Origin of the sequence: Draconibacterium mangrovi (assembly GCF_010586825.1) — a bacterium.
GTDB classification, from domain to species: Bacteria; Bacteroidota; Bacteroidia; order Bacteroidales; family Prolixibacteraceae; genus Draconibacterium; species Draconibacterium mangrovi.
Genome location: NZ_JAAAGB010000001.1, coordinates 1,638,348 through 1,662,616, shown reverse-complemented (window position 1 = coordinate 1,662,616; position 24,269 = coordinate 1,638,348). Strand labels below are relative to the sequence as shown.

Below are 24,269 nucleotides of genomic sequence, written 5' to 3'. Positions count from 1 at the left end.
TTTTTAGAAAACTATATTTTTCAATTTGAATGCGAAACCACAAGCATTACCAGGTTGCCTTTCTGTTGCTTTGATTTACAGCAGCTCCCTTACCGTTAATAATACTTTTAACTTCACTTCCCTCGTTACCACCAAGCCAAATAGTAGTTACCTGATGAAAGTTTTGTTCCAAATTCTCTGGAGCTTCAATGGCACAATCAACAATAGCGGCACTATTAAAAAATACGTTGTAAATACCCAGTCCCCAGGCATGGTGATTTGTAACATGATCGGCTACTTTATAGGATGCATATCCATTTTTGCCGTCGTGTTGCCAGGCTTCAGGAGTTGGCACATAGTAAGGCATTTCGCACTGGTAAAAATAAACTGTTCCATTTTCGCCGTTCCATATCGTTTGATACTCCTGAAAATGTTCGTTAAACAAGCCATAAATCGTAACATCCTTGCCGTTAACAGTTAAACCATTAGCCGCCTTGTTAACATCCCAACCAACACCATTTCCGTGATCTGCGCGCCACAACCAAACATGATCAACCACAACATTGTTACTGTTTATTGTCACACAATTTTTTGTAGTGCCTGCATGGAAACCTCCTACACGAATGAAAAGATCATAAATAAAGGTGGGATTTTCGCTGTGATCCAAATCCGAGCCAGGCTCTCCGATCTGAATCAGTTGATCTGTTTTAGTCAAACCGGCATCCACCAGAATACTACTTAACGTTACATTATCAATATCGGCAATTTTTATCACCGGACTTTCTCCTTCAGGAATCAGCGATGGCATTCCCATTCCAATTATTATCGTGCCCGGATTTGTTACTTCAATGCTGTTTTTCAGCCAATAAATTCCGGGAGTAAAAAGAATATTTTTCCCATTAGCCAAAGCGGCATTGATACTTTCTGAATTATCAACTTCTGGATGAGCAATATAAAATTCTGAAATACTAATTTCTTTGTTGCTGCTCTCTTTCGCAGCGCCCCAACTAACACCCTTCGTCTCCTCTTTTAATGCAGGAACCTCAAGCCACAATTCGCCTGATTCATTCATCGTCCAAAACGGTTTTTCCCTTACAAATGGTGTATTATCTATTGAAAGATATGGTTTGTTTGGCCAGTCAGTTTTAGGCGCTCCAATAACGCCTAAAGAAACCATGTTCCACAGGCCTCCTTTACAACTTTCCCATTCGCTGTTTCGTGAAAACCACTGCTGCTGCCCCCCAAAAACTACCTGCCCATCAACTTTTGAATCGGCTAAAAATCCTCCGCTTGCAGCGCCATTATCGTGAAGTTGCAAATTACCTTTTATATGAACTCTGCGCATTGGAGCAGCTTGCGAAACTCCCCAAACGTTGGTCGAGTCGGTTGATGGATTTATCGCCAGGTTTTCAACTGCACGCCAAAAATTTATGAGTACACTACCATTATAGGTTGGTGGTGCAACTGCCGTTACTGAGCCATTAATCATTACATCATCGGGAGATTGACCCAACCCAATAACATGTGTATAATATCCAACTTTTACATCGAGCTCATATTCGCCGGGCTGAAATAAAAAGGCAAAGCGATTCTCGTTGAATTCACTCTCATTTGTTGTTTGAATGGCGTAGACTGAATCGATTAAATGCTGGATAGCTCCAATTTCCATTTCGGGTGAAAACAGGTATACATTTTCGCCCAGATCAGTATAATTATGGCTCTCCGTTTTGTCCGCCAAATTGCATTGACTCAAAAGAAGTAGAAGAAATAAACTCAGGTATATTTTATACATTTTAGTGTTCTTTTTCAGCTTTCGTCTATAGACGAAATCAACTTTCAGGAATTCAGGTTACAAGTTTGTAATGAAACTATATTTTCCGGATTTCAGAGAATAAACCGCTTTCCCATTTTCAAACTTAAGCAGTTCACAACCATTCGCCTCAATAACATCATTTTCCGATTTTGCAGGCAAATACAAGGTAGCCGAAGTGTTGGCCGGAACAGTTGCAGTGTAAGTTAACTGACCATCTTCTACTTCCCATTTGCTGTAAATTTTCCCGTACATTGAGTCATAGTAACCTTCTGCCCATTTCATTTCGCCACTTGGATCAGTTGTTGGTTGAAGAATAAACTTTTGGAATCCCGGCTCATCTCGTTGAATACCGAGCGAGTAAGCAATCATCCATTGGCCAACAGCACCAAACGAATAGTGGTTAAACGAGTTCATGCTATTATTCCCGCCAAAACCATTTTCAACGGTGTAACCATTCAGGCGCTCCCAAATTGTTGTTGCACCCTGATCGATAGAATACAACCACGATGGATACTGACTATTTTGTAACAGTTTATAAGCATGCTCGTTATAGCCGTAATCCGAAAGGGCTTTACTCACCCACGAAGTACCAATAAAACCGGTCATTAATGAATATTCCGGGCGTTTGATGCTTTCATCATCCAGATTCTTACATTCAATACTTTCGGCAAGTTGTTGCGCCATTTGCTGCTCCTTGTCTTTATCAAAAGCGTTAAGTGCCAAACCTACCGCATAAGAGGTTTGCGTGTCTGCCAGTTTGAACTCGGCTTTTTGACCACCTGGAGCACCAAAACCCCCACCACCAATTAAGCCAAGCGTTTTTCCTTCGTCGTTCACAAAGGTCTTATTGAAAAAGTCTTTTCGTTCCTGATACATGTTTTCGAAACGTTTGACATCCTGATCTTTTCCCAACAATTCTGCAGTATTTGTAATGATCCATAAGTCGTAAACATGATAAGCAGTAGCCAGAAATTGTGGCCCAAGCTGATTGTTCTGTGGCCCTAACCAGTCTCCCAACTGAACATCGTTACTCAATCCTGTTTTCGGATCAATCGACTTATCAAGATATTCAATATAAGCCACCATTGCATCGTAGTGCTCAGCCAGCAGCGCTTCATCGTTGTATTGCTGATAAACTTCCCATGGAACTGTTAGTCCTGCACTTCCCCAAAGCAGGCCTCCAAAACCTCCGCCAATTGGAGCAATATCGGTAAACTTACCACTTGCTTTTTGCACATCACGCATGGCAATCATGTGTCTGCGCAAAAACTGAGAAGTATTGGAAATATATGTTGCGGTTCGCGAGAAAACAGAGATATCGCCCGACCACCCCATGCGCTCATTACGTTGAGGACAGTCTGTTGGAAGCGTTAAAAAGTTATCGACATTCGACCAGGTAAGGTTCGACCACAGTTGATTTACTTTTGAATTTGAAGTTTTATAATCGGCAGTAAGATCAACCACCGAACTAATCGAAACACCCTGAACAGCTTCCAATGGCAGTGGTTCATCGATACCGGTAATTTCGATATACTGGTAACCGTGCGAAGTAAATTTTGGCTGGAAAACCTGTTCTCCGTCTTTCATGATATAAATATCCTGACTGATGGCTGCGCGGTAATTTTCGGTCATGATCATTCCTACATTATCACCGGATTCATCCAGATCAGGGTAAAGAATTTCTGCGAATCTTAAAATCATTGTATCGCCGGCAGTACCATTTTCAATAGCGATTTTTGGAACACCCACAAAGTTCTGCCCCATATTGTATACGTAAACACCCGGCCGCACTTCTTCCATGCTTTGTGCCGTTAATGTGGTGTATTGTCCCGCGTTGTTACCAATCTGACCGATCAGCTTCATTTCATCATAATTGAACTGGGTAACCTCGCCTGTAAAATCTCTTTCTTCTTCATCGAAAGTAGTTCCTTCAATTGGAACAACAGAAGCCGTTTTCCATTCGGAATTATCAAATCCGGCCTCAGACCATCCTTCAATTTTTTCCTCCTTCGCAGCATTATGTATCTCGCCAAGATCAAGACTACTGTATTGTATTGGTCCGTCGTTATAAAATTGCCAGTCTTTATCGTTACTTACAATCACATCTTTTGAACCATCATCGTAGGTAATTACCAGTTTTGCCAACAACGACTGACGGTCGCCAAAATGGTTCCATATGGCACCAAAACTCAAAAGTCCACTCCACCAACCTTCAGAAAGCATTGCTCCCATGGCATTTGCTCCTACCTGAAGTTGGTCAGTAACATCATAAATTTGATAGAAATGTGTTTTGTTGTATTGTGTTTGCCCGGGATTATAATAGTCGTTTCCTACCTTTTCTCCATTTATTTGCACCTCGTAAATACCGCGGGCAGTAACATACAAACGGGCCGCTTCAATTCCTTTTTTTGTATTGAATTCGGTGCGTAACATGGGGGCCGCATTTCGGCTCGGATCGGCAACAATAAAACTACCAGCCGCGCCTCCTTCAACAAAATACGCATCATTTTCCACCTTCACTTTACCCGCGAAAATTCCATTATAATTGCCCGAAAGATCTTCTTTAAAAAGTGTATTATTTGGTGTCCGGTCATTAAAAATCTCCAGATCGGAAAAAGTAGCTTTTTGTCCGGCCTCCATTGAGAAGCCCATATCACAAACCATTCCGAATGGAATATAATCGTGATTGTGTCCTATTGGATTCAGGATTATGGTTGCCCCACTGTTACCCTGCCCAAACTGTGGCATTCCACCACTTGGCTCATCTGTCTTTTTGCTTACAAAAAAGTCATCCTTTCCGTCAATGCTTACCGTAATTTTTCCGTAAGCACTGTTAAATGCGATATTATGAGGGGCATATTTATTCTTCGAATTGATTACAGAGGATTTTACCGTATATGTTTTAAACCGTTTATTTGCGTCATCGTTAGGTGCGTATCCGGCCCGATAAATATTCAATTTAGCCAATCCATTTGCCGACTTTTCAAGGTCTGAAATATCCAACTCGAGTTTAATATAACTTTCGTTGAGTTTGTTTTCGAGCTGGTAAATATTTTTGTATTTATCCATTAAACGAAGGTCGTTAGCACCATAAACAAAACCGGCTTTTGTGCTTCCTTCTTCAATTGCCACCTTATATTTCAATGCAAAAATCAACTGATAATCTGCAAAGAAAACAAGGTCGTCATCACCTCCGCCAATCCATTGGGCGCCGTCCCATGCTTCAATATTTGGGTTCATCATACCGGTTTCGAACCATGAACTTGCCGCGTGCATTTCACTGTTCTGATCCCAAACATTTACAGTCCAGTTATATCTTGTCTCGGCTTTCAAAGGTTTGCCTGCATATTCTATCGCCAAAGCTTTTGCATCGTCCACTTTACCCGAATCCCAAACAAGCTCGTCATCGGCACTCGTTACTTGTAACTGATAAGCAGTCTGATAAACTTCATATTGATCTTCGGGAGCTTCCATTTGCCATCCGAAGCGTGGAAGTTCTACATCAATTCCCAAGGGATTTGGCATATACTCAACGGTGAGTTTATCAATTGCCACCTTTTCTTTTGAACAGCCAAACATGGCAGCTAAAACCACTACCAGCAGGTATGCAGTTAAATGTTTTTGTAAGATTCGAGTTTTATTCATTTTCTGGTTTTTTATCTAACAACTAGTTTTTCTCTTTTTGAACCAAGACCAATTATATACGTGCCCGAAGACAAAAAGGACAGATTAATTACTCCATTTCCGGAGAGATTTTCAGTATAAACTTTTTGCCCTTTCGCATTGTAAATATGCATTGGAATATCGTTGGTGTTTTTCAGGTTATAATTCAGCAAACGATCAGCTCCCAGTGGATTGGGATAAATTTCGATCGATTGATTGTATTCAATCACCGATGTTTGAATGTCCTGTTTTCCCCACGAATATATTTCCCATCCGTCGATGGCATTACGGTTGGCATTTATCGGACTACTTCCCCCCTCCATTGACACAAAACCACCTTTCCCTAACAAAGCCATTTGGCCGTTTGAAAGATTTATCCAGTAAAACTTTTCCGTTTCGCCAATTTCATCTTTTGTACATGTCATTGAGGTGGTACCGTTGTTCGAACTCACATATTTTCCATTGTTTCCGAGCAATGCAATTTTGCCATCGCCGGCATCAACAATGGTAAAAACCTCAGTTTCGCCAACTGTAAAAGTATTGCAGGTCATTGGCGAAGCTCCATTCTCAGAACTGATGAAACTACCATTGTAGGCTTCAAACCACACGTTATCTCCAATTCCGATGTAAGAGGCGGTTTGCGTGAAGTTTACAATGGTGTCGATCAATTGATTATTTCTTATAAAATTGGGAGTGGTAAATTTATCCCACTTTGCTTTTATCTCTTCTTCGGTATCAAAATTCAAATCGGGTGCCGGGTTAAAGTTCCCGAGATATAATCCCCAGTTTCGTTCGCTGGTATTGTTTTTATAACACCAGTTCGACCACGATCCGCTGAAAGAATTAAGTCCTCGCATCCACTTGCTCCAAAGATCAAGATGCGTCCAGAAGTTATACTCTCCTGCCAGTACCGGCACATTCCAATGCATTTGGTGCCACGAAAGATCGGACAAAGCCCAGTTTATAAATCCGTTTTGAGAATCCCAGTTGTAGAAATCAGTATTGTAATAATGCGCTTGGTAAAGCATGTTTTCCCAACCTATAAGATCGGGTGAACTAATCATATCGAAATTATAAAATGCCTGAACCGAAATAATATGATCGGGATCGATCTCACGCACTGCCTGATAAATTTTATCGTACATGGTACTGGTTGAGAATGATGAATTGTTACTCACCGGTTCATTCATCAAATCGTAGGCACAAACAGCAGGTTCTCCTTTAAAATGCCAGGCTACGGCTTTCCACAAATCAACGGTCATTTGTTGGTATTCTACACTACTCCACAATTCGTTAGTTACCGCCTGCCCACTTGTAATATAGCCATCCAGTCCGCCGGGTGCGCCGTGCAAATCGAGCATCACATATATTTCTCTTTGAGAACATTCTTCAACCACCCAGTCGAGTTGGGTAAAGGCATTTTCTTTAATGGTACCGTCGTTGTTCATTACTTCCATCCAGTAAAACGGCACGCGCACCATGTTCATTCCCATCGCTTTTATACTGTCGAGATCCGCAGTAGTGATCCACAAATCCTGGTAGTAATCCCAAATCGAATCAGTTTTTGCCACGCCAAAACGGTCGTACATCGCGTTTCTTACCGAGAAATCGTCGTTCATCAAGAGGTACAATTCCGAAATGGTCCAGGTGTTAAGCGAGCTAGCCGCCAGCGTGATTTTCAAGAACTGCGCTTCAACAGCACCAATTTCAATATCAACAACCGTACTGGAAGAACCACTTCCCGAAGTAATTTCAGTCCAACTTGTTCCGTTTGTTGAAATCTCAATACGGTATTGCGATGGCGATTCATTTGCATTGTCGCCACCCAACAGGCTAATTTTATCGAAAACAACTTTCTCCTTAAGATCGAAAGTTAGCGACTGCTCAACCACCGAAGTTTGGTTGGTTACTGAATTCCATCGTGTAGTTTCATCTCCGTCGATAATATAATTCAGGTTGTCGCTGGAAACGTTGGCAGAAGCCGAAATTGTCCATTCCGAGCGGTCGATCAAACCATATCCCAATGGCCCGATCCAGTGTTCCATGCTTAGCCACGACCCGAAATTTGTTCCGCGCAAAGCAACAACATCGCCTTCGCCCGACTGATTGCGGATAACCGGCCCTGCAGCTTTTAGAAAATCGGAGGAAGTGAACTGAGCAAAACATGCCTGATTAAAAACCATTAACTGCCCAACTACTATGATAAAAATTCCTAGTATTAACTTCTTCATTTTATCCATTTTAAAAGATTACACGCTGCACAAAACTTACTGACAAACTACCGAAATTATCTGGTAAAATTTGGAGGGTATGATCCAAAAAAATAAAGTAAGCAACCATCGTATACTTTCATACTCCGGTTGCTTACGCTACTTTAGACTTACAAATTAATATCCCGGATTTTGTACCATATCCGGATTTAAACGTAATTCTCTTTCAGGAATCGGGAAGAGTAAACGATCACTTGTTACGTTATAAGCTTCGTTGATTGGCGCAACTCCTTCAGGATAATAATAAGCCTGTGGATTTGCTTTGATTTTTGCTCCCTGGGCATTCATCACCTCAACAGCAATTCCCCAACGTACTAAATCTAACCAGCGTTTATTCTCGAAAGCCAACTCAATTTGTCTTTCTTTCATAATCGCCTCTCTTAATTCCGACTGGCTGCTTATTGACAACTCACTCAATCCGGTTCTTGGATGTGCATGAACCATATTCAGGTAAGTCAACGCATCGCCGGTTTCTCCTTGTTCGTTTAATGCCTCTGCTAACATTAGCAGAACCTCAGAGTAACGATAAACCGGCCAGTCGTTATTTGTATTTGGTGCAATTTGCGCACCGTGTACATATTTTTTCACGTAAGGACGATCAACATAACCTTCGCCGGTGTAAAAACCGATTGAAGCGTCGAGACGTAAATCACCTTCTTCGTATTCTGCAATCAGGTCTGGTGTTGGAGTGTTCCAACCTGCATAGTTATTTGTACTTCCGCTGGGAAATCCAGGAATTACACCCGGATTGGTTAAAATCGGCAAGAAGTTATACGCCCAGTTACTTGCTGCTCCGGCTGTTGGATCATCGGTAAACTGAACTTCGAAAATCATCTCGGCATTGTTCTTATTATTTGGATCGAAGATTGCTGCATAATCCGATAACAATGAATAACCGGTAACATTTCTCAAAGCAGCTTCAGCATTTGCCCAATCTTCCAGAACAAGGTAAGCATTACCCAACAATGTATAGGCAGCACCATTAGCCACATATCCAGGAGCTTGAGCATCGCGGCCGGGTAACAACTCGGCAGCCAGTGTTGCATCAGCAATAATTTGATCTAAAACCTCTGCTTTTGGCGTTCTGTTTTTCAAGGTCTCCTCGTAGCTTGTTGCAGGCTCGGTCATTAACGGCACATCGCCGAAATACTGAACCAAATCGAAATGTGCAAAAGCTCTCAGAAACAAAGCTTGTCCTTTATAATTGTTTTTCGAAGCTTCGCTGATAGCAGCGTCGTCAATCTGGCTCAAAATCTGGTTAGCTCTTCCAATAATGATGTAGTCGTTATTGTATTTGTTCGATGTTGATCCGCCGTTCGAATCATCAATAAACAAATCAACAAATTCTCTGTCGGCGTAACCACGGTTTGATACGTTGTAGCTAAATGTGGTATTATCCGATCGCATTTCGCCCATAGTCCAGGCACCGTAACCCGCCAAACCGGTGTTATAAAGTGAGCGCACCGGCTGATACACGCCAATAATGGCTTGTGCATAATCTGATTCGGTCTTATAGAAATCCTCGGCCGAAACAACTGTTTCCGGCAGGTTCGTTAAAAAGTCATCGCTGCATGAAGTTGCACCAAGCAAGGCAGCAATTATCAAGTATATTAAATTATATTTTTTCATTGTTTTGATCATTTAGGATTATAAGTTCAAGTTAAGACCCAAGGTAAATGTTCGTGGTACCGGATAAGCGGTTTTATCGTTACCAGAGAATAAACCTCCGGCCGCTGACACCTCGGGGTTATTACCGGGATATTTGGTGAATACATAAGCTTGCTGAATACTTCCGTAAATACGTAAGCCTTTAATGATGCCTGTTCTACTAAAAGGAATCTGGTATCCCAAGGTGATATTCTTAATGGCAAAATAGCTCGCATCGTATAAGAATTTTGAACTCATCCAGTCGCGTTCGTAAGACGTTGTTCCTGAGATTACTTTACCGTAAATGCCATCACCCGGATCTTCCGGAGAACGCCATCTGCGATCTACTGCTTCAAGTACATTAAATGCCCCATCTAAGTTTGTAGAAAAGCGCTCGATATGGTTGAAAATTTTATGACCGTAAGCTCCCTGTCCAACAATTGAAAGATCGAAATTTTTATAATTAAAGGTGTTGGTAATACCGTAAGTTGCTTTTGGTGTTGAACTTCCAAGTACAAATTTATCACGATCGTCGTTATTTACCCAGTCGTCGCCGTCTTTATCGGCAAATTTTACTGTTCCTACCTGGGCACCGTCTCTGCCTACTTCATCAATCTCTTCCTGAGTATAGTATAAACCTTCCCATTTTAACGCATAAAGCTGTCCAAGTGGCTGACCGACTTCGGTGATTGTATTTTCGCCGTAGATTGCGGCATTTGAAGTACCTAACTTCACTGCCTTATTACGGTTAAATGAGATGTTAAAATCAGTACTCCATTTAAAATCACCGGTTAGATTTTTGGTATTTAAAGTAAATTCATGTCCCCAAAACTCCAACTCGCCAATGTTGGTTGTAAAATTAAAAAAGCCTGACGATATTGGAATATCAACCGTATACAACAGGTTGTCTGTAGTTCTGTGGAAATAATCGTAAATCAGGTAAATACGGTTATTAAAGAAACCCAAATCGAAACCAATATCAAATTCTGAGGTATTCTCCCAACCCAATTCGGTGTTGTTCAAACCAGCCAAACTTTTACCACTTACAAGAACATTATTCATCGGGCTGTTGGTAGCTACCATACTTGCGTACTGGGTGTAGTTACCAATATTATTGTTACCTGTAACACCATAGCTCGCCCTTAATTTAAGAAACGACATTTCTGGCACTACAGTCATAAATGCTTCTTCTGAAGCAATCCAACCCACAGATGCAGAAGGGAAATCTCCCCAACGATTATCCGAACCAAATTTCGATGAACCATCGCGGCGATAAGCCAGCGAAACGAGGTAACGTTGTTTATAGTTGTAGTTTACCCGACTGATAAGAGAAACCAATGACCAATCCTGAATATCGGTTGATCCTGTAATTGTTTTTGCAACATTTAAAGTTTGGATATTGTTATCAGGATAGCTTGAACCATAACTCACTCCACTTTCGCCATGGGCACTTTGTGATGAATAACCGGCCAAAACATCAAAGTTATGATCTTCGAAACTCTTTTTATAGGTCAGGATATTTTCCCATAACCACGAGTAACCAAACGAATTGGAATGCGAACCAGAAGTACGCGAGAAATCAGTTGCGCTTCCCGGATCAAAAATTCCACCGGCTGTTGAAGGTCGGAATGAATCAGCTACATTACTTCCAAGATCAACACCAACTGAAGATTTGTATTTTAAACCTTTTGCCAGCTCGAACTCGGCAAAAGCATTGGCCAAAACACCAATATTTTTAGCTGTATTTTTTACTACCTGTACCTGGTTGTACCAGTTTGGTCCCGCAATTGAGCCATAATCATTTCCCCATACTCCGGCATTAATTGGAATAGATCCGTCTTCGTTTTTATATGGTGCCAATGGAGAAGTTAACAATGCCCCCTGCAAAATACCTCCTGTTTCGTACCAAACACCATCACTCGAAGGTGTTTTATTGTGCGTAACATTATTCGACAGGTTTACACCAACTTTAATTCTGTCATTAAACTGATATTCAGAGTTCGCACGCAGTGAAAAGCGCTTAAATTTAGAGTTTAACAAAACACCTTCCTGGCTAAAGAATCCACCAACAACCGATGATTTGAATTTATCTTTACTGGCACTGTATTGTACAGAATAGTTTTGAATTAATGCTGTGCGGGTAATGGCATCTAACCAATCTGTTCCTTCTCCATATTGATCCGGATTCTGAAACATTTCTGGCACTCCCCAACCATTTTCTTCGTGAATTTCCTTTTTGAACCGGGCAAATTCTCTTGCATTCATCATATCGGGCAACAAATATTCTGGAATTTGCTGAAGTCCCTGGTAAACGCTTACATTTACTTTCGACTCGCCAAATTTTGCCTGTTTTGTCGTAATCATTACTACACCGTTGGCTGCTCTCGATCCGTAAAGTGCAGTAGAAGAGGCATCTTTCAAAACTGAAATACTTTCAATTTCGTCCGGGTTAATGTTCGAGATATCTCCGGTAATAGGGAATCCATCAACAACGTAGAGCGGATCGCTACCTGCAGAGATAGACGCCTGACCACGAATACGGATTGACATTCCCTGTCCCGGAATTCCTGATGTTTGATTAATCTGAACACCGGCCAGTTTACCCTGAAGTTTTTGTGAAAGTTGCGCTGTTGGGATGTCTGCAATTTCGTCGGTACTTAAATTCTGAACAGCACCGGTAATATTTCTTTTCGATTGTGAACCATAGCCAATGGCAATAACTTCATCAATACCAATGTTTTCTTCTGTCATCACAACATCAAAAACCGTTTTTTCGCCTACCTCAAGCTCAACGGTGCGCATCCCCACAAACGAAATCTGGAGAACGGTTCCTTGTTCAACACCCGAAAGCGAAAAGTTTCCGTCGATGTCGGTAACGGTTCCGTTTGTAGTTCCTTTTACAATTACTGTTACTCCGGGCAGAGGAAGTCCGGCTTCATCTTTCACCGATCCGCGTACACCATTTTGCTGAGCACCCGATTTTGCAGGTTCATCTTTTAGCTCAACCAATATCATATTGCTTTGCAGCTCCTTAAATGAATATGGCAACTCGGCGAAGGCTGATTTAAGAATGTCTCCAATCACTTCGTCTTTGGCATACAAAGTAACCCGCTGATTTATATCAACTTCATCATTACTGTAAAAGAAGCGGTATTCGCTGTTCTTTTCAATGTGTGTAAAAAGCTCAAGAAGAGTCGTGTTTTGTACATTAACATCCATTTTTGTGGTTTGAGACCACAAGCTGGCATTGGTTTGTAAGGTAAAAACCAGAACAAGAAACCACGTTAATTTCATAATTCGTACATAGTTTTTCACTTTGTGCCCATGGCAGGGCCAAAGAATTCGGTTTAAATTCATAAATTTGATTGTCTTAAAGTTAAACTTCGGTTTAATTTTTACTAAGGGGAGGTGCGGGAACACTTCCTCTTTTTTTTAAACCATTCCTATTCTCTCTCTTTTAGTTCTTAGTGTAAAAAGTTATTTCATTGTTGTTTATATTATATCCAACCTTATCCGAAATACTGAAATATGCCAATGCTTCCAGAATACTTTCTCTTTCCAGAATTCCTGTAAACCTTCTGGCTTTTACTTCATTGTCGCTAAATACGATATCAACATCAAACCAGCGCTCCAGCTTTAGTTCCAAATCGCCCAGCGATTCATTTCTGAACACCAATCTTCCTTCTTTCCATTCGGTTTCAGGATCAACATCTTTTAAATTATGAAGTGTCATTTTGTTGCTTTCCTTATCGAAAACAATTTTCTGATTTGGCTTCATTATTGCCTGCTGCGAAGCACTCTTGATCTGTACACTTCCTTCAACCAAAGTGGTTGATATGGTATTTTCTTCGGGATATGCTTTCAAATTGAATTCAGTGCCCAACACTTCCACCGTAATATCGCCGGCTTCAACCCGGAACGGAATTTCCTTGTTCTTTTCTACTTGAAAATAGGCTTCACCTTCAATTTCCACTTCGCGGTAATCCTGGTGAAAGTCGTTATTGAAGCGCAATTCGCTTCCAGAGTTCAGATAAACCAACGATCCATCGGGCAGTGTAACGGTTGACTTATCCCCCAAAGCACAAGTTATGGTTGTAAATGTTGGTTCGGTAAGGTTTTGTTGTTTGCCGAGGTAGTAAATAAATGGTAGCGAAAGTAGCAACACTGCAATGGCAGCGTATTTTAAAATCTCGCCAATCCGATAGCTTTTTTTCTGTTCTTGATGGATTTCATCCTTGAATTTAAGGATGGCTTTTTCGGTGTTATATTCGTTGTGATCTCCGGTTGCTAACCAGATTTCCTGCAAGTCAGAATACATTTCCCGATTTTCATCAGATTCATTTATCCAATGACGCACCGATGCTTTTTCTTTAGTGGTTGCCTCTCCACTAAAGAGACGAATAATCAGATTATGTATGTTTTCTTCCAACATAAATTTTGTGTTTCTATTGCCATGATGCATTGAGGACAAAAAACCCTGTATGGAAGATAAAATTTTTTGAAATATTTATTTCAAGAGCATAAAAAGAAGAAATGCAGGAAGATAATCCTGTAAGTTTTTCCGCAGTGAAATTACCGCTTTTGAGAGGTGCATTTCAACTGTTTTTACAGCCAATCCCATCTCTTCCGCTATTTCTTTGTTCTTTTTACCCTCAAATCTTTTTAGCCGAAAAGCTGTTTGTTGCTGAGGTGGCAAAAGATTAACAGCTTCTTCTATTCTTGAATTCAGTTCCTTTATCAACAGGCTATTTTCAGTAACCCTTTCCGCCACTTCTTTAAAGCCAATATTTTCATTATCGGTGCCCGAAAAATAATCTTCTAATTTTTCTTCCTTTTTCAGTTTCCGTAAATGATTGAGCGAATTATTCGCAACCGCCTGAAACAAGTATGATTTTATCGAGCCGGTTATTTCCAGTTTATTCCGGTTCTCCCAAATCTTAAAAAAGGTCTCGGAGACAATGTCCTCTGCAATATCTTTTCTCCCCACATACCTTCTGGAGTAAGCGCACAAACCAACATAATACTCTTTAAAAAGTGATATATAGGTTCCCTCGTCACCCGACTTCAGCTTCTTCAGTAGGTATTTCTGTCTGTCCTCCATAAGTTCTTTCAGCAAAATAAATATAAACTTATGAAATTCAAACTTTATCTTGCTACAAACACATAAAATAAAGAGAAAGCAATACAAATATACTAAGTGTCAATCCCACGCTTTAACAATGGATAGCCAATTGATAATATGTGATCGTAGATTCTACTTTCGGCTGATTAAACGGTCGACCGAAATTTTTCCACTACCCGTTAGCAGCAACACAACATAGCCTACCAGGTAAAGCAAAGCCATTTCTTTGCGGCCAAACGGATCGGCACCATGAACAATAAAAGCAGCTACGGCCATGGTTACGATTGAAGGAATTACGGCCAGGCGGGTTCCTAAACCAAGCACAATAAGAATGGAACAGAAAAACTCGGCAAACACAGCCAGTACCAGTGAGACTTCAGGCCCTAAACCAAGCGGATCGCCAAATTGCATTTCGCCCGATAACAGACGCTGCAGCTTTGGATAGCCGTGAGTAAGCATAAAACCTCCTGTTGCCAAACGCAACAGCAACAACGATAAATGAACACTGGTATTGTTTAATTTTGTTTGAAATAACTTCTTCATAACTTCTAAATTTTGTTTTACACCAAACAGCCATCTTTTAAAATTGTTGGCAGCAATTTTCGAAATTATAAATAAAAAGCCCGATAACCACATGGTTAACAGGCTTTTTAACTTGACATAAATCAACTTATTCTAATCGTTTTTCGAAAACCCAACATTCCTTTTATAGGCTCAACGATTAATACGAAAATCAATTACGGAATTTCATTCTTCGTTAGCAATCGTACTTCGATAAGCCGCATACTGGACTGATCCGAAGCCTGCACTTTAAATATCAGCTCTTGTTTTGCAAGCTCGCTGTCAGGTAACGGGATCACTTTTTCAAGAATCGTATCTTCATCTCCTCCATTCAGTTCTATCGTACCTGCAGATTTGTTATTCACAAGAATTTCAGCCGTACGCGGATATTGCGAGTCAAAATATTTCAGGTATAAAAAGCGACCTGTTTTATCCGGATTTTTCAGGTTGTAACTAAAAAACCGTCTTGTTTCACGGTAGTGATAATCATTTGCATATCCGGTTCTTGATCCTTCAAATTTTACGAAGTGATCTGATTCGGGCTGCTGCTCTCCGCATCCAACCTTGTCGACTGTAATTTCTTCAAGGGCAATTCGGGCTTGCTCTTCTTGCTCAACTTCGCGAATCATATCGCTCAGTTCTTCTTTGCTTGCCTGCGACCAGTAGATATTGTAGCGCGACTCGTGTATCCGGTAAAACGGCAACAACTCCAATCCGTCCTGGTATTGCTCCGGGTATAAACCCTTTAGTTGAAAGGCCAGCTGATTTCCGCTTTCTTTTTCCAGCATCGACGGCAAATTATCAGCAGAAGCCACAAGTACGGGTCGGTCTTTTAGCGGAATCATCTTGCCATGTGCAACGTGTCCCATGCGACTTGCATCGGCGTATAATCCTTTCAAATCTTCGGTGCCTGTTTTAGCTGCCAGCACAATAGGTCCGTAGTTAAAAGCATAGTTATTACTGCCGTCTTCCAACTGTTCTGTCGTAATTTTCATGGGTAAAACCAGCTCAACTTTATCGCCTTTTTCCCATTCCCGCTTAACCACCGCATAACCATTTTCCGACACCTGAAATTTTGCTTCTTTACCGTTCACCAATACGTTCAGAGCTCCGTTTTCAACCCACGACGGGTAACGCAGGTGCAATTCGAATTCGTTTTTTTCGTTTGGATTGATGGTCAGATAAACTTTATCATTATCAGGGAATTGGGTTTCCAGAACCACTTCTGTGCTTTTCTCTTCCCAGTTGAGCACCGATGGAATGAATAAGTTTACGTACAACGACTGATCGGTATGTGCATAAATCATCTCGCCATATTTTCCCGGGTTTTCGATACCGGAACCCACACAACACCAAAAGCTGGTTTCTGGCTGCGAATACACGCGGTAGTGGTTGGGGCGCATAGGCGTAAAATAAACCAGCCCGCCGTTGTCCGGATTAATCGATGCTAAAATATGATTGTAAAGTGTTTTTTCGTAATAGTCGATAAACTTGCTGTTGTTGCCAAAAGTAGGGTACAACATTTTGGTCAACTTCAGCATGTTATATGAATTGCAGGTTTCCGGACCTTCAACCGATGAAATCATTTCGGAGAAATCATCTTTTGGATGAAAGTGTTCGCGGACGCTGTTTCCGCCAATGGCTATGCTGCGCCCGTTTACCACCGTATTCCAAAAGAACAGTGATGCATCCGACCAGACAGAATCGCCACCCAACTCGGCAATTCGCTGATAACCGATAACTTTTGGTATTTGTGTATTGGCATGTTTTCCAGTCAACTCATCGTGATGTTCGATTAAAGGATCGAGAATTTCACGATGTGAGAATTTTTTAGCCAGCTCGAGGTATTTCTCGTCGCCGGTAATTTCGGCTACATCGGCAAAAGTTTCATTTAATCCGCCATGTTCGCTTTCGAGCATGGTTTGTATCTGCTCATCGTTTAAGTCGGATACCATATCCAGCATCCAGTCGGTCATGTCGATCAGCATGGTTTTGGCTGTTTCGTTTCCAGCATAAATCCATGTATCACGCAATCCCGCATAGGTTTTATGAATGTTATAAAGCGGTACCCATTTCCCATTCAGGCTGAAACCTCCGGCACGAATTTCGCCACTTTTTATCTCATCCCATGCCGTTTGTCCACCGGGAACACCACCAACATAACCGTTTCCGTTGGCATCCTGACAGCGTTTTAGTTCGGAGATCATATAGTCCAGTCTTTCCTTGATCTCTTTATCGCCGGTTGACGCGTACATTAATGCAAGTCCGGTTAGGTAGTGCCCGCCAATGTGTCCGTCGAGCCCGGTATTTTCCCAATTAGGATAACTTTCGGCTTTGGTTTCCAGCCCGGCTTCGCGCAAAAACGGAGCCAGTAAACGATCAGGATCAAGGGCCATCAAATAGGCGATATCTTGTTTCTGCGCGTTTTTAAATTCGCTATCGAGCAATTTTACATCGCTGAGCTCAAAATACTTTGCGGGTGTGTTATCTATTTCTTTTACACATGAATTCAGAGCAAAAAATAACAAAAGGAATAATGCTGTATACTTCATTTTAATAATAAATTACTGTTTTAGTTTTAACAAGATACTTTGGTGTGCCGAAAGGCTTTGATCGATGGATCCGGAGAAGGTTCCAAGGTCTTCTCCCGTCCACATATTTATTGCAGAACATTCACCTTCAATACCCAGTTCTGAAAGTTCTACACCTACATTTAAAGGTTCTTCCCCATCCGAGATATTGAAAAGTGCCAGGTAGATTTCTCCGGTATCTGGATTTTTTGATGTTATGGCTACCTTGCTTTCATCCTGGAAAAGTTGTTTTACATCGATGCTTTCACGGTGCATTTTCAGCACGTCTTCGTTGGTTAACAACGACAGGGTGAATTCATCGTTACTTGGCAGATCGCCGCCAAACATGAGTGGCGATTTAAAAATTGTAAATAATGACATTAACGAATATTGCTCATCCGAAGTCAAACGTGTCATACGATCTTCCCCACGTTCGCCTCGAATTGAAATACGTCCCAGCGGAATCATATCACAATCGGGCCAGGTACCGGGTGCAATGTGCGGATACCATTGTTCACAAACTTTAATCAGGTTATCGAAATGATGCCAGGTGTCCCAAACATCATCAACCATACGCCACATGTTGGCATGTTCTTTTACATGGTCGGCAGCGGTAATGGGGGTTGCACCGGGCGATGTACTTAAAACGATCGGGCGGCCACAATTATCGATGGCGTTTCGGATCAGTTCAATTTCTCCCTGGTGGTATGGACGCGACAAGTCGTCGATCTTGATAAAATCAACTCCCCAGCCTGCATACATATTCATAATTGAGTTGTAATACTCCTGCGCACCGGGTTGATCAGCAACAATGGTGTAATTATCCCGTAACCAGGGACACTGCAATTCAGTTGAATAAATCTGATCTGCAGTAATTCCATCGGTTCCCAGAATCGGTAATTTGTTTTCAACCGCCACTTTCGGAATACCGCGCATAATGTGAATACCAAATTTTAATCCTTTGCCGTGTACATATTCGGCCAGCTCTTTAAATCCTTTTCCATAGGCAGCCGAAGGGAAACGGTTTACGGCAGGTTGGTAACGTCCGTATTCGTCGATTACATAACGCGGATCGGTTTGGTTGTAACCACCGGCTTTGTCGTTCTCAACAAACCAACGGATATCAACCACAATGTATTCCCAACCATAATCTTTCATGTTCTCGGCCATGTAGTCGGCATTGGCTTTTACCTCGTGTTCCTCAACGGTTGGTCCGTAACAGTCCCAGCTGTTCCAACCCATTGGTGGCGTTTCAGCCCAGGTTTTGAACTCGCCTTTAGCAAACGGCTCCGCTTGTTTCTGATTATTACATGCAAAAAGTGCAAAAAGAATTGCGACAAATAGTAGTTTAAAGTTCTTCATATTTTTATTGAATTTATTTACAACACAAACGCTTAGCACATGGTAACAAAAGTAAAACAAACTCTTATTTTTCGAGAAGACATTTTTTAGTATTATGTGGACAAATCAGTAAAAAACTTGCACCTATTCGTTCTCGTGTAAATCTCAGTAAAAATTACAGCATCACTTTATAAATACAGGTATTTTTCTTATAAATAGAGGTATTATTATTCCCTCGATGGATTGATGACAATACTTCGGCTCTTACCTTTTGTTCTGAAACAAATGAAAACATGAGTTCGGCAAATCCCTCGGAGCAATAACACAAAATCGATGAGTCCACTCCTTTTTCCGGGTTTACCATTGGGCAAACACAAAAATCCTTGTTTTCGTTGGCCAGTAACACACCGGTACTTTTATCGTATTCAATCTTCCAGCCCCACTCTTTTTCCAAAAATGAAATGAATTTGTCGATATCACCTTTGTACGGTTTCAGCACTTTTTCCATCTCCAAATGCCGAAAATGCACATGGGCACAATTTTTCAAAATCTGTTGCGAAGCTTCGGTGTTATCTTCGATACTTTTTAAGAGGGTTGAAATCCACTCCTGCATCAGTAATTTCCCGGAATCGGGTTGTTCTTCTGCACGCCCGTCATTTACCAGAGCCAGAAAACCACAAAAACAGGAACCGGATATACACGCTTTTTTGATAAAATTTCGGCGGCTGTTGTTCTTTCCAGAATTTTCCATTTTAGTTAAAGCTTTAGTTTTTTAGGCTCAACTATTCTATTGGAAAAGAAAGCTGAACGCGGCTTTTCAAAATTAAAACATCCTCCTGCCTTTTCAGAATTATTAGCAAAGTATTATTTAGACAAATAGGTAAAAAACTTGTACTAATTTTAGACTACTGCACAAAAGCCACCAAACGTCTTCCATAGGATAGATATGATCGTATCATCACGAAAGCAATCTTACTCCAGCCGAAGTTCATAGGATATAAGAAAAATATTATCTTATGATTTTCTACTTTAATTTTATGGCACAGGACTACCATCTTATAGAAATACATGCTGGCAAGTATCAGATCGTTGTGTTCTGTAAGAAGAGTAGAATTTAATTTTGTACTTTGTACAATATGAATTAGATTCGCACATCAGCTTAATTTTTATAAATTAGTCTTATTGATCTAACAAAATTGTACAACCAACTAAAATTAATAATTACCATGAATAAGAATGAATTGTGCTCAACCACAGCATTAAAAAGTTTTGTTCTGCTACTCGCACTTTGCCTGAGCATGAACGTGTTTGCGCAAATTGCCTCAAATCCGTTTGCAAAAGCACCCGAGCCAAATGCAACAGTAACCTACAATAATCCAATTCTTCCGGGTTTCTATTCCGATCCGAGTGTTTGCCGTGTTGGCAACGACTATTACCTCATCACCAGTACTTTTGAATACTTTCCCGGAGTCCCCATTTTTCATAGTAAAGACCTTGTAAACTGGGAACAGATCGGTCATTGTATTCACCGTAAAGAACAAATTCCGAACGGACTGAATATATTCGCTGCAACGCTACGTCACCACGACGGAACGTTTTATATGATCACCACCAATATTACCGGCGGAGGAAACTTTTTTGTAAGCGCAACCAATCCTGCAGGTCCGTGGTCCGATCCAATTTGGGTGGATGTTCCGGGTATCGATCCGGATCTGTTTTGGGATGAAGATGGGAAGGCGTACATCATCAGTTCTCCTTTTATTTTGTATGAAGTAGACTTAAAAACCGGTGCACTTTCGGTAGGTAAAAAAGTTTGGAATGGCACGGGTGGCCGATATTCCGAAGGACCACACATTTACAAAAAAGACGGTTGGTACTACCTGATGGCCGCAGAAGGCGGAACCGAGGAAGCACACTCCGAAACTATTGCCCGCAGTAACAGCATTTGGGGGCCGTACACTGATAATCCGGCCAACCCAATTTTAACACAATGCAACGCTGCTGGTCAGGGTAAACCGATACAAGGAATTGGCCATGCCGATATTATCCAGGCGCACGACAATTCGTGGTGGATCGTTTTCCACGGCTATCGCAATATTTCGGATAAAACGCACCACATTTTAGGACGCGAAACCTGTTTGGCACCGGTAACCTGGCCCAAAAACGGCTGGCCTGTGGTAAACGGAAACGGAACTGTTGACATTGATATGACCTGCCCCACCCTACCATTAAAACCGGTTACCGAGCCTCCTGCTAAAATTGAGTTTGATAACGACAAGCTTGGTTTAGACTGGAACTATGTTCAGGCACCGGTAGAAAGTAACTTTTCACTTACCGAAAGAAAAGGTTACCTGCGCTTAAAAGGAGCTGCCGAGACAATCAGTACCAATAATTCATCAACCTTTGTGGGACGTCGTCTAAAACACCATTATTTTACGGCAACCACTCAACTTGAGTTTGATCCGAAAAATGAAAATGAGGAGGCAGGGTTGATCTTGCTAAACAACGGTTCGCACTTCGATATACTGGTTAGCAAAAAAGGAAACGACCGAATTCTGACCGTAAAATTGCAGTTTGGACAAACCATTTACACATCGAAAGAATACACGCTAAAACCGGGTCCGGTAAAACTGCGGGTTAGCGGCGATAAAACCACTTTTACCTTTTCGTTTGCACAGGGTAACGACGAATTTGTCCCCGTTGAAACCGCCGATGCGAAGTTTCTGGCAACCGAGACAGTTGGCTTCTTTACCGGTATTTTTGTTGGTTTGTATGCCACAAGAAATGGTAAAGTTTTAAAAGCAAACGCCGATTTCGACTGGATTGAATACCTGAAAAATTAATCGAAATATATTTACGAATTGAAAGGCTGCTCTGTTATAACAGGGCAGTCTTTCTTTATTAAACGGAACTGACAGGGCCAATATTGAATTCTCACCAAATCTATATTTTTATAACTTTACCGTTTTCTGTACTTATTACTAAACGAATATACCAGGCTGGCACTCCAAGTAAAATCATCACTGGCAATTTCGCTGTCAATCTTCTGATTCATCATAAAAGAAGCGGATACGGGAAAGTTCTTTAACGACAGTGAAAAACTTGAAGCTACATAAAATCCGTCAAGGCCATCCATTCTCAGGTAGTACACCTGTGGAGTTAGGCTGAAACGAAGATTCTCCGATAATTGAAGATTTGAAATACTGCTCTGTAAAGCAATGTATTGAGTATGTTGCGTTATATCATCTTCCACACCATGCGCATAAAGATAATAAGGTGCCACTGTTACCTTTTCAGATAAATTAAAAGTTGGCGAAAGTTCGCCGGCTAAGTACCGCCTGACTCTTATTATCTCCATTTCTGCCCCATCTTTTACTACATCGATCTCCTTGAACGAAAAAGCAGGATGAGCCCCTATCTTAAGCCGAAATTTTTCACTATTTACCAATTGATACCTCCACCAAAAAATAAATGACCAAGGTTTCCCTTCCATGGAAAATCGGAGTTGCGGATCAAAACTCAATTTTTCGCCGCCTATTGAAAAATTAAACATAAATGCCGGTTTCCCAAGGTTAAACGTAGGAATTAAAGAAATGCCATTATTAGTAGCCCATACCGAACCTGAAAAATGTTTATCAGAGGATTTATTTTCATTGTCTTGCGCACCTACAAACTGCACCGCAGCCATAAGTACTACAAAAATTAGTATTCGTTTCATTTGCTTAGTTTAAGTCAGTTAGTTTTAGAATTTATCAGCTAGTCAATACAAATCAGTGGCGAAAGATAGCCAAAAAATCAAAAACTTAGTGTTATACTGACACATTGCAAGTAAATATAAACAAATTACGATATTACTTGATCAGTATTCCTACCGGCGTTTTCAACATCTATAAAAATGAAGCAGGCAGGTGCTTAAAGCCTACTTCAAAGGAAATTTCACTAATTGATTTCTGATTTCGAAGATGTACTCTTTGACAACATCAATCATTTTAAGTACGATGCAATAATAAAAAATGAAGAATGAAAGCATTTAATTGTGAACAGTGCCTAACATAAATTATTTGTCCCTAATTTTAACGCCAGCTAAAAAATTTGAATAGATGAAAAGAACGTTTATACTTAAAGCAATCATCTTACTGATTGTTGTTTCCGGCTTTGTGTTAGAAACTGAAGCGGCCAAAGTTCAATACTTAACTACTCACAGCCAGTCGATGGATAAAGACATAGAAACTGTGGTAATTACTCCGGAAGGTTATTCTGAAACCAATTCCTATCCGGTTCTTTATCTGCTTCACGGTTATAGTGGCAATCAAAACGATTGGTTAAACAACGTACCTGAAATTAAAGATTATGCCGATTTGTATCAGTTTATTATCGTTTGTCCTGACGGTGCTTTCTCGAGCTGGTATTTCGATAGCCCGATTGATGAAGACATAAAATACGAAACCTATGTAGCACATGAACTGGTAAACCGGGTTGACGCCTCGTTTAGCACAATTGATTCGCGCGAAGGACGTGCGATTACCGGATTAAGTATGGGCGGACACGGTGCTTTGTATCTTGCTTTCAGAAACCAGGACGTTTATGGCGCGGCAGGAAGTTTGAGTGGCGGAGTTGATATTCGCCCGTTCCCCAACAACTGGGATCTTTCGAAAAGACTGGGCACTTATGCGGAAAACAAAGACAACTGGGAAGAAAACAGCGTCATCAATCTTGTTTACAAGCTAACGCCCGGATCGCTTGAAATATCAATTGATTGTGGCGTAGGCGACTTCTTTTACGGCGTTAACTGCGACTTGCACGAAAAGCTGCTTGAGCGAAATATTCCACACGATTTTACCACACGGCCCGGCGGACATACCTGGGATTATTGGAAAAACGCTATCGCTTTTCAAAGTGTATTTTTTCACCACTTTTTTGAAAAAGGGAAGAAAGATTAAAACGGATAAAAAATAGTATAAAAGCCTGATAATCTTTGCGAATATCAGGCTTTTGTTTTACTGTTAATAATTCTTTTTCCAACCATTTTTCAAACTCAAATTGCAATGTTGTAAGAAATATTCATTTTTGTATTCCTAAAATCCGGACAATGATGGAACACAATCCGAAATACGAACCACATTCATGCGCCAAATGTGGAAATTTGCATACCTGCACCGGCAACTATCACTGCTGGTGTGCACAAGTAGATATGCCCGAAAAAGTGCGCGATTATATCATGGCTTGTTTCGATGGTTGCCTGTGCCCCGACTGTATTGAGGAATTAAAAAAAACAATTGTTTAAGGATTCTATCTTCAAATAG

Annotated in this window: 15 protein-coding genes; 3 read left to right on the top strand and 12 right to left on the bottom strand. The window is 41.0% G+C overall.

Translation table 11 applies throughout. The features are described from left to right. Window positions 1–46 precede the first annotated feature (46 nt). The 11 genes from G4420_RS06795 to G4420_RS06745 form a co-directional block, all read right to left on the bottom strand. Window positions 47–1,717: a coagulation factor 5/8 type domain-containing protein gene (locus G4420_RS06795; RefSeq protein ID WP_163322779.1), complete on the bottom strand. Its 1,671-nt coding sequence runs from the start codon at window positions 1,715–1,717 to the stop codon at window positions 47–49. Window positions 1,718–1,828: 111 nt separating this feature from the next. Beyond that, complete coding sequence (locus G4420_RS06790; RefSeq protein WP_163322778.1) at window positions 1,829–5,437, bottom strand: family 78 glycoside hydrolase catalytic domain; 3,609 nt, start codon at window positions 5,435–5,437, stop codon at window positions 1,829–1,831. Window positions 5,438–5,448: 11 nt separating this feature from the next. After that, a complete protein-coding gene (locus G4420_RS06785) occupies window positions 5,449–7,686 on the bottom strand; it encodes a cellulase family glycosylhydrolase (RefSeq protein WP_163322777.1) in 2,238 nt (745 codons plus the stop codon). 156 nt (window positions 7,687–7,842) lie between these two features. Continuing rightward, the gene (locus G4420_RS06780; RefSeq protein WP_163322776.1) at window positions 7,843–9,354 is read right to left on the bottom strand and encodes a RagB/SusD family nutrient uptake outer membrane protein; all 1,512 of its coding nucleotides are present in this window, start codon (window positions 9,352–9,354) and stop codon (window positions 7,843–7,845) included. A gap of 18 nt (window positions 9,355–9,372) precedes the next feature. After that, window positions 9,373–12,666, bottom strand: a complete 3,294-nt coding sequence (locus G4420_RS06775) for a SusC/RagA family TonB-linked outer membrane protein (RefSeq protein WP_204273611.1) — start codon at window positions 12,664–12,666, stop codon at window positions 9,373–9,375. A gap of 163 nt (window positions 12,667–12,829) precedes the next feature. Next, window positions 12,830–13,804 (bottom strand): FecR family protein, encoded by a 975-nt coding sequence (locus G4420_RS06770; protein ID WP_163322775.1) that lies wholly within the window; start codon window positions 13,802–13,804, stop codon window positions 12,830–12,832. A 75-nt stretch (window positions 13,805–13,879) separates the two neighbouring features. Then, the gene (locus tag G4420_RS06765) at window positions 13,880–14,473 is read right to left on the bottom strand and encodes an RNA polymerase sigma-70 factor (RefSeq protein ID WP_163322774.1); all 594 of its coding nucleotides are present in this window, start codon (window positions 14,471–14,473) and stop codon (window positions 13,880–13,882) included. A 153-nt stretch (window positions 14,474–14,626) separates the two neighbouring features. Then, window positions 14,627–15,037 (bottom strand): DoxX family protein, encoded by a 411-nt coding sequence (locus G4420_RS06760; protein ID WP_163322773.1) that lies wholly within the window; start codon window positions 15,035–15,037, stop codon window positions 14,627–14,629. A gap of 194 nt (window positions 15,038–15,231) precedes the next feature. Then, complete coding sequence (locus tag G4420_RS06755) at window positions 15,232–17,607, bottom strand: glycoside hydrolase family 127 protein (protein WP_163322772.1); 2,376 nt, start codon at window positions 17,605–17,607, stop codon at window positions 15,232–15,234. Between the two features lie 12 nt (window positions 17,608–17,619). Next, on the bottom strand, window positions 17,620–18,987 hold the full coding sequence (locus G4420_RS06750) for a glycoside hydrolase family 27 protein (protein WP_163322771.1): 1,368 nt from the start codon (window positions 18,985–18,987) through the stop codon (window positions 17,620–17,622). A gap of 154 nt (window positions 18,988–19,141) precedes the next feature. Beyond that, complete coding sequence (locus G4420_RS06745; RefSeq protein ID WP_163322770.1) at window positions 19,142–19,717, bottom strand: hypothetical protein; 576 nt, start codon at window positions 19,715–19,717, stop codon at window positions 19,142–19,144. A gap of 475 nt (window positions 19,718–20,192) precedes the next feature. On the opposite strand from G4420_RS06745, the gene G4420_RS06740 reads away from it, so the two are divergent. Next, a complete protein-coding gene (locus tag G4420_RS06740; RefSeq protein WP_163322769.1) occupies window positions 20,193–21,809 on the top strand; it encodes a glycoside hydrolase family 43 protein in 1,617 nt (538 codons plus the stop codon). Between the two features lie 116 nt (window positions 21,810–21,925). Here the strand turns inward: G4420_RS06740 and G4420_RS06735 are convergent, their stop codons facing one another. Beyond that, window positions 21,926–22,684 (bottom strand): hypothetical protein, encoded by a 759-nt coding sequence (locus tag G4420_RS06735; protein ID WP_163322768.1) that lies wholly within the window; start codon window positions 22,682–22,684, stop codon window positions 21,926–21,928. A 382-nt stretch (window positions 22,685–23,066) separates the two neighbouring features. Between G4420_RS06735 and G4420_RS06730 the strand changes: the two genes are divergently transcribed. Together G4420_RS06730 and G4420_RS06725 are read left to right on the top strand one after the other, a co-directional pair. Further along, entirely contained in the window at window positions 23,067–23,906 is an 840-nt protein-coding gene (locus tag G4420_RS06730; RefSeq protein ID WP_163322767.1) for an alpha/beta hydrolase, read from the top strand. Between the two features lie 149 nt (window positions 23,907–24,055). Further along, the gene (locus G4420_RS06725) at window positions 24,056–24,250 is read left to right on the top strand and encodes a cysteine-rich CWC family protein (protein ID WP_163322766.1); all 195 of its coding nucleotides are present in this window, start codon (window positions 24,056–24,058) and stop codon (window positions 24,248–24,250) included. Window positions 24,251–24,269 lie beyond the last annotated feature (19 nt).

Bases quoted from the DNA above. Each gene is read 5' to 3' on its own strand.
- G4420_RS06780 (WP_163322776.1), bottom strand. From the start codon at position 9,354: ATGAAAAAATATAATTTAATATACTTGATAATTGCTGCCTTGCTTGGT.
- G4420_RS06740 (WP_163322769.1), top strand. From the start codon at position 20,193: ATGAATAAGAATGAATTGTGCTCAACCACAGCATTAAAAAGTTTTGTT.
- G4420_RS06770 (WP_163322775.1), bottom strand. From the start codon at position 13,804: ATGTTGGAAGAAAACATACATAATCTGATTATTCGTCTCTTTAGTGGA.
- G4420_RS06745 (WP_163322770.1), bottom strand. From the start codon at position 19,717: ATGGAAAATTCTGGAAAGAACAACAGCCGCCGAAATTTTATCAAAAAA.
- G4420_RS06735 (WP_163322768.1), bottom strand. From the start codon at position 22,684: ATGAAACGAATACTAATTTTTGTAGTACTTATGGCTGCGGTGCAGTTT.
- G4420_RS06755 (WP_163322772.1), bottom strand. From the start codon at position 17,607: ATGAAGTATACAGCATTATTCCTTTTGTTATTTTTTGCTCTGAATTCA.
- G4420_RS06775 (WP_204273611.1), bottom strand. From the start codon at position 12,666: ATGAAATTAACGTGGTTTCTTGTTCTGGTTTTTACCTTACAAACCAAT.
- G4420_RS06725 (WP_163322766.1), top strand. From the start codon at position 24,056: ATGATGGAACACAATCCGAAATACGAACCACATTCATGCGCCAAATGT.
- G4420_RS06760 (WP_163322773.1), bottom strand. From the start codon at position 15,037: ATGAAGAAGTTATTTCAAACAAAATTAAACAATACCAGTGTTCATTTA.
- G4420_RS06765 (WP_163322774.1), bottom strand. From the start codon at position 14,473: ATGGAGGACAGACAGAAATACCTACTGAAGAAGCTGAAGTCGGGTGAC.
- G4420_RS06730 (WP_163322767.1), top strand. From the start codon at position 23,067: ATGAAAAGAACGTTTATACTTAAAGCAATCATCTTACTGATTGTTGTT.
- G4420_RS06750 (WP_163322771.1), bottom strand. From the start codon at position 18,987: ATGAAGAACTTTAAACTACTATTTGTCGCAATTCTTTTTGCACTTTTT.
- G4420_RS06790 (WP_163322778.1), bottom strand. From the start codon at position 5,437: ATGAATAAAACTCGAATCTTACAAAAACATTTAACTGCATACCTGCTG.
- G4420_RS06785 (WP_163322777.1), bottom strand. From the start codon at position 7,686: ATGAAGAAGTTAATACTAGGAATTTTTATCATAGTAGTTGGGCAGTTA.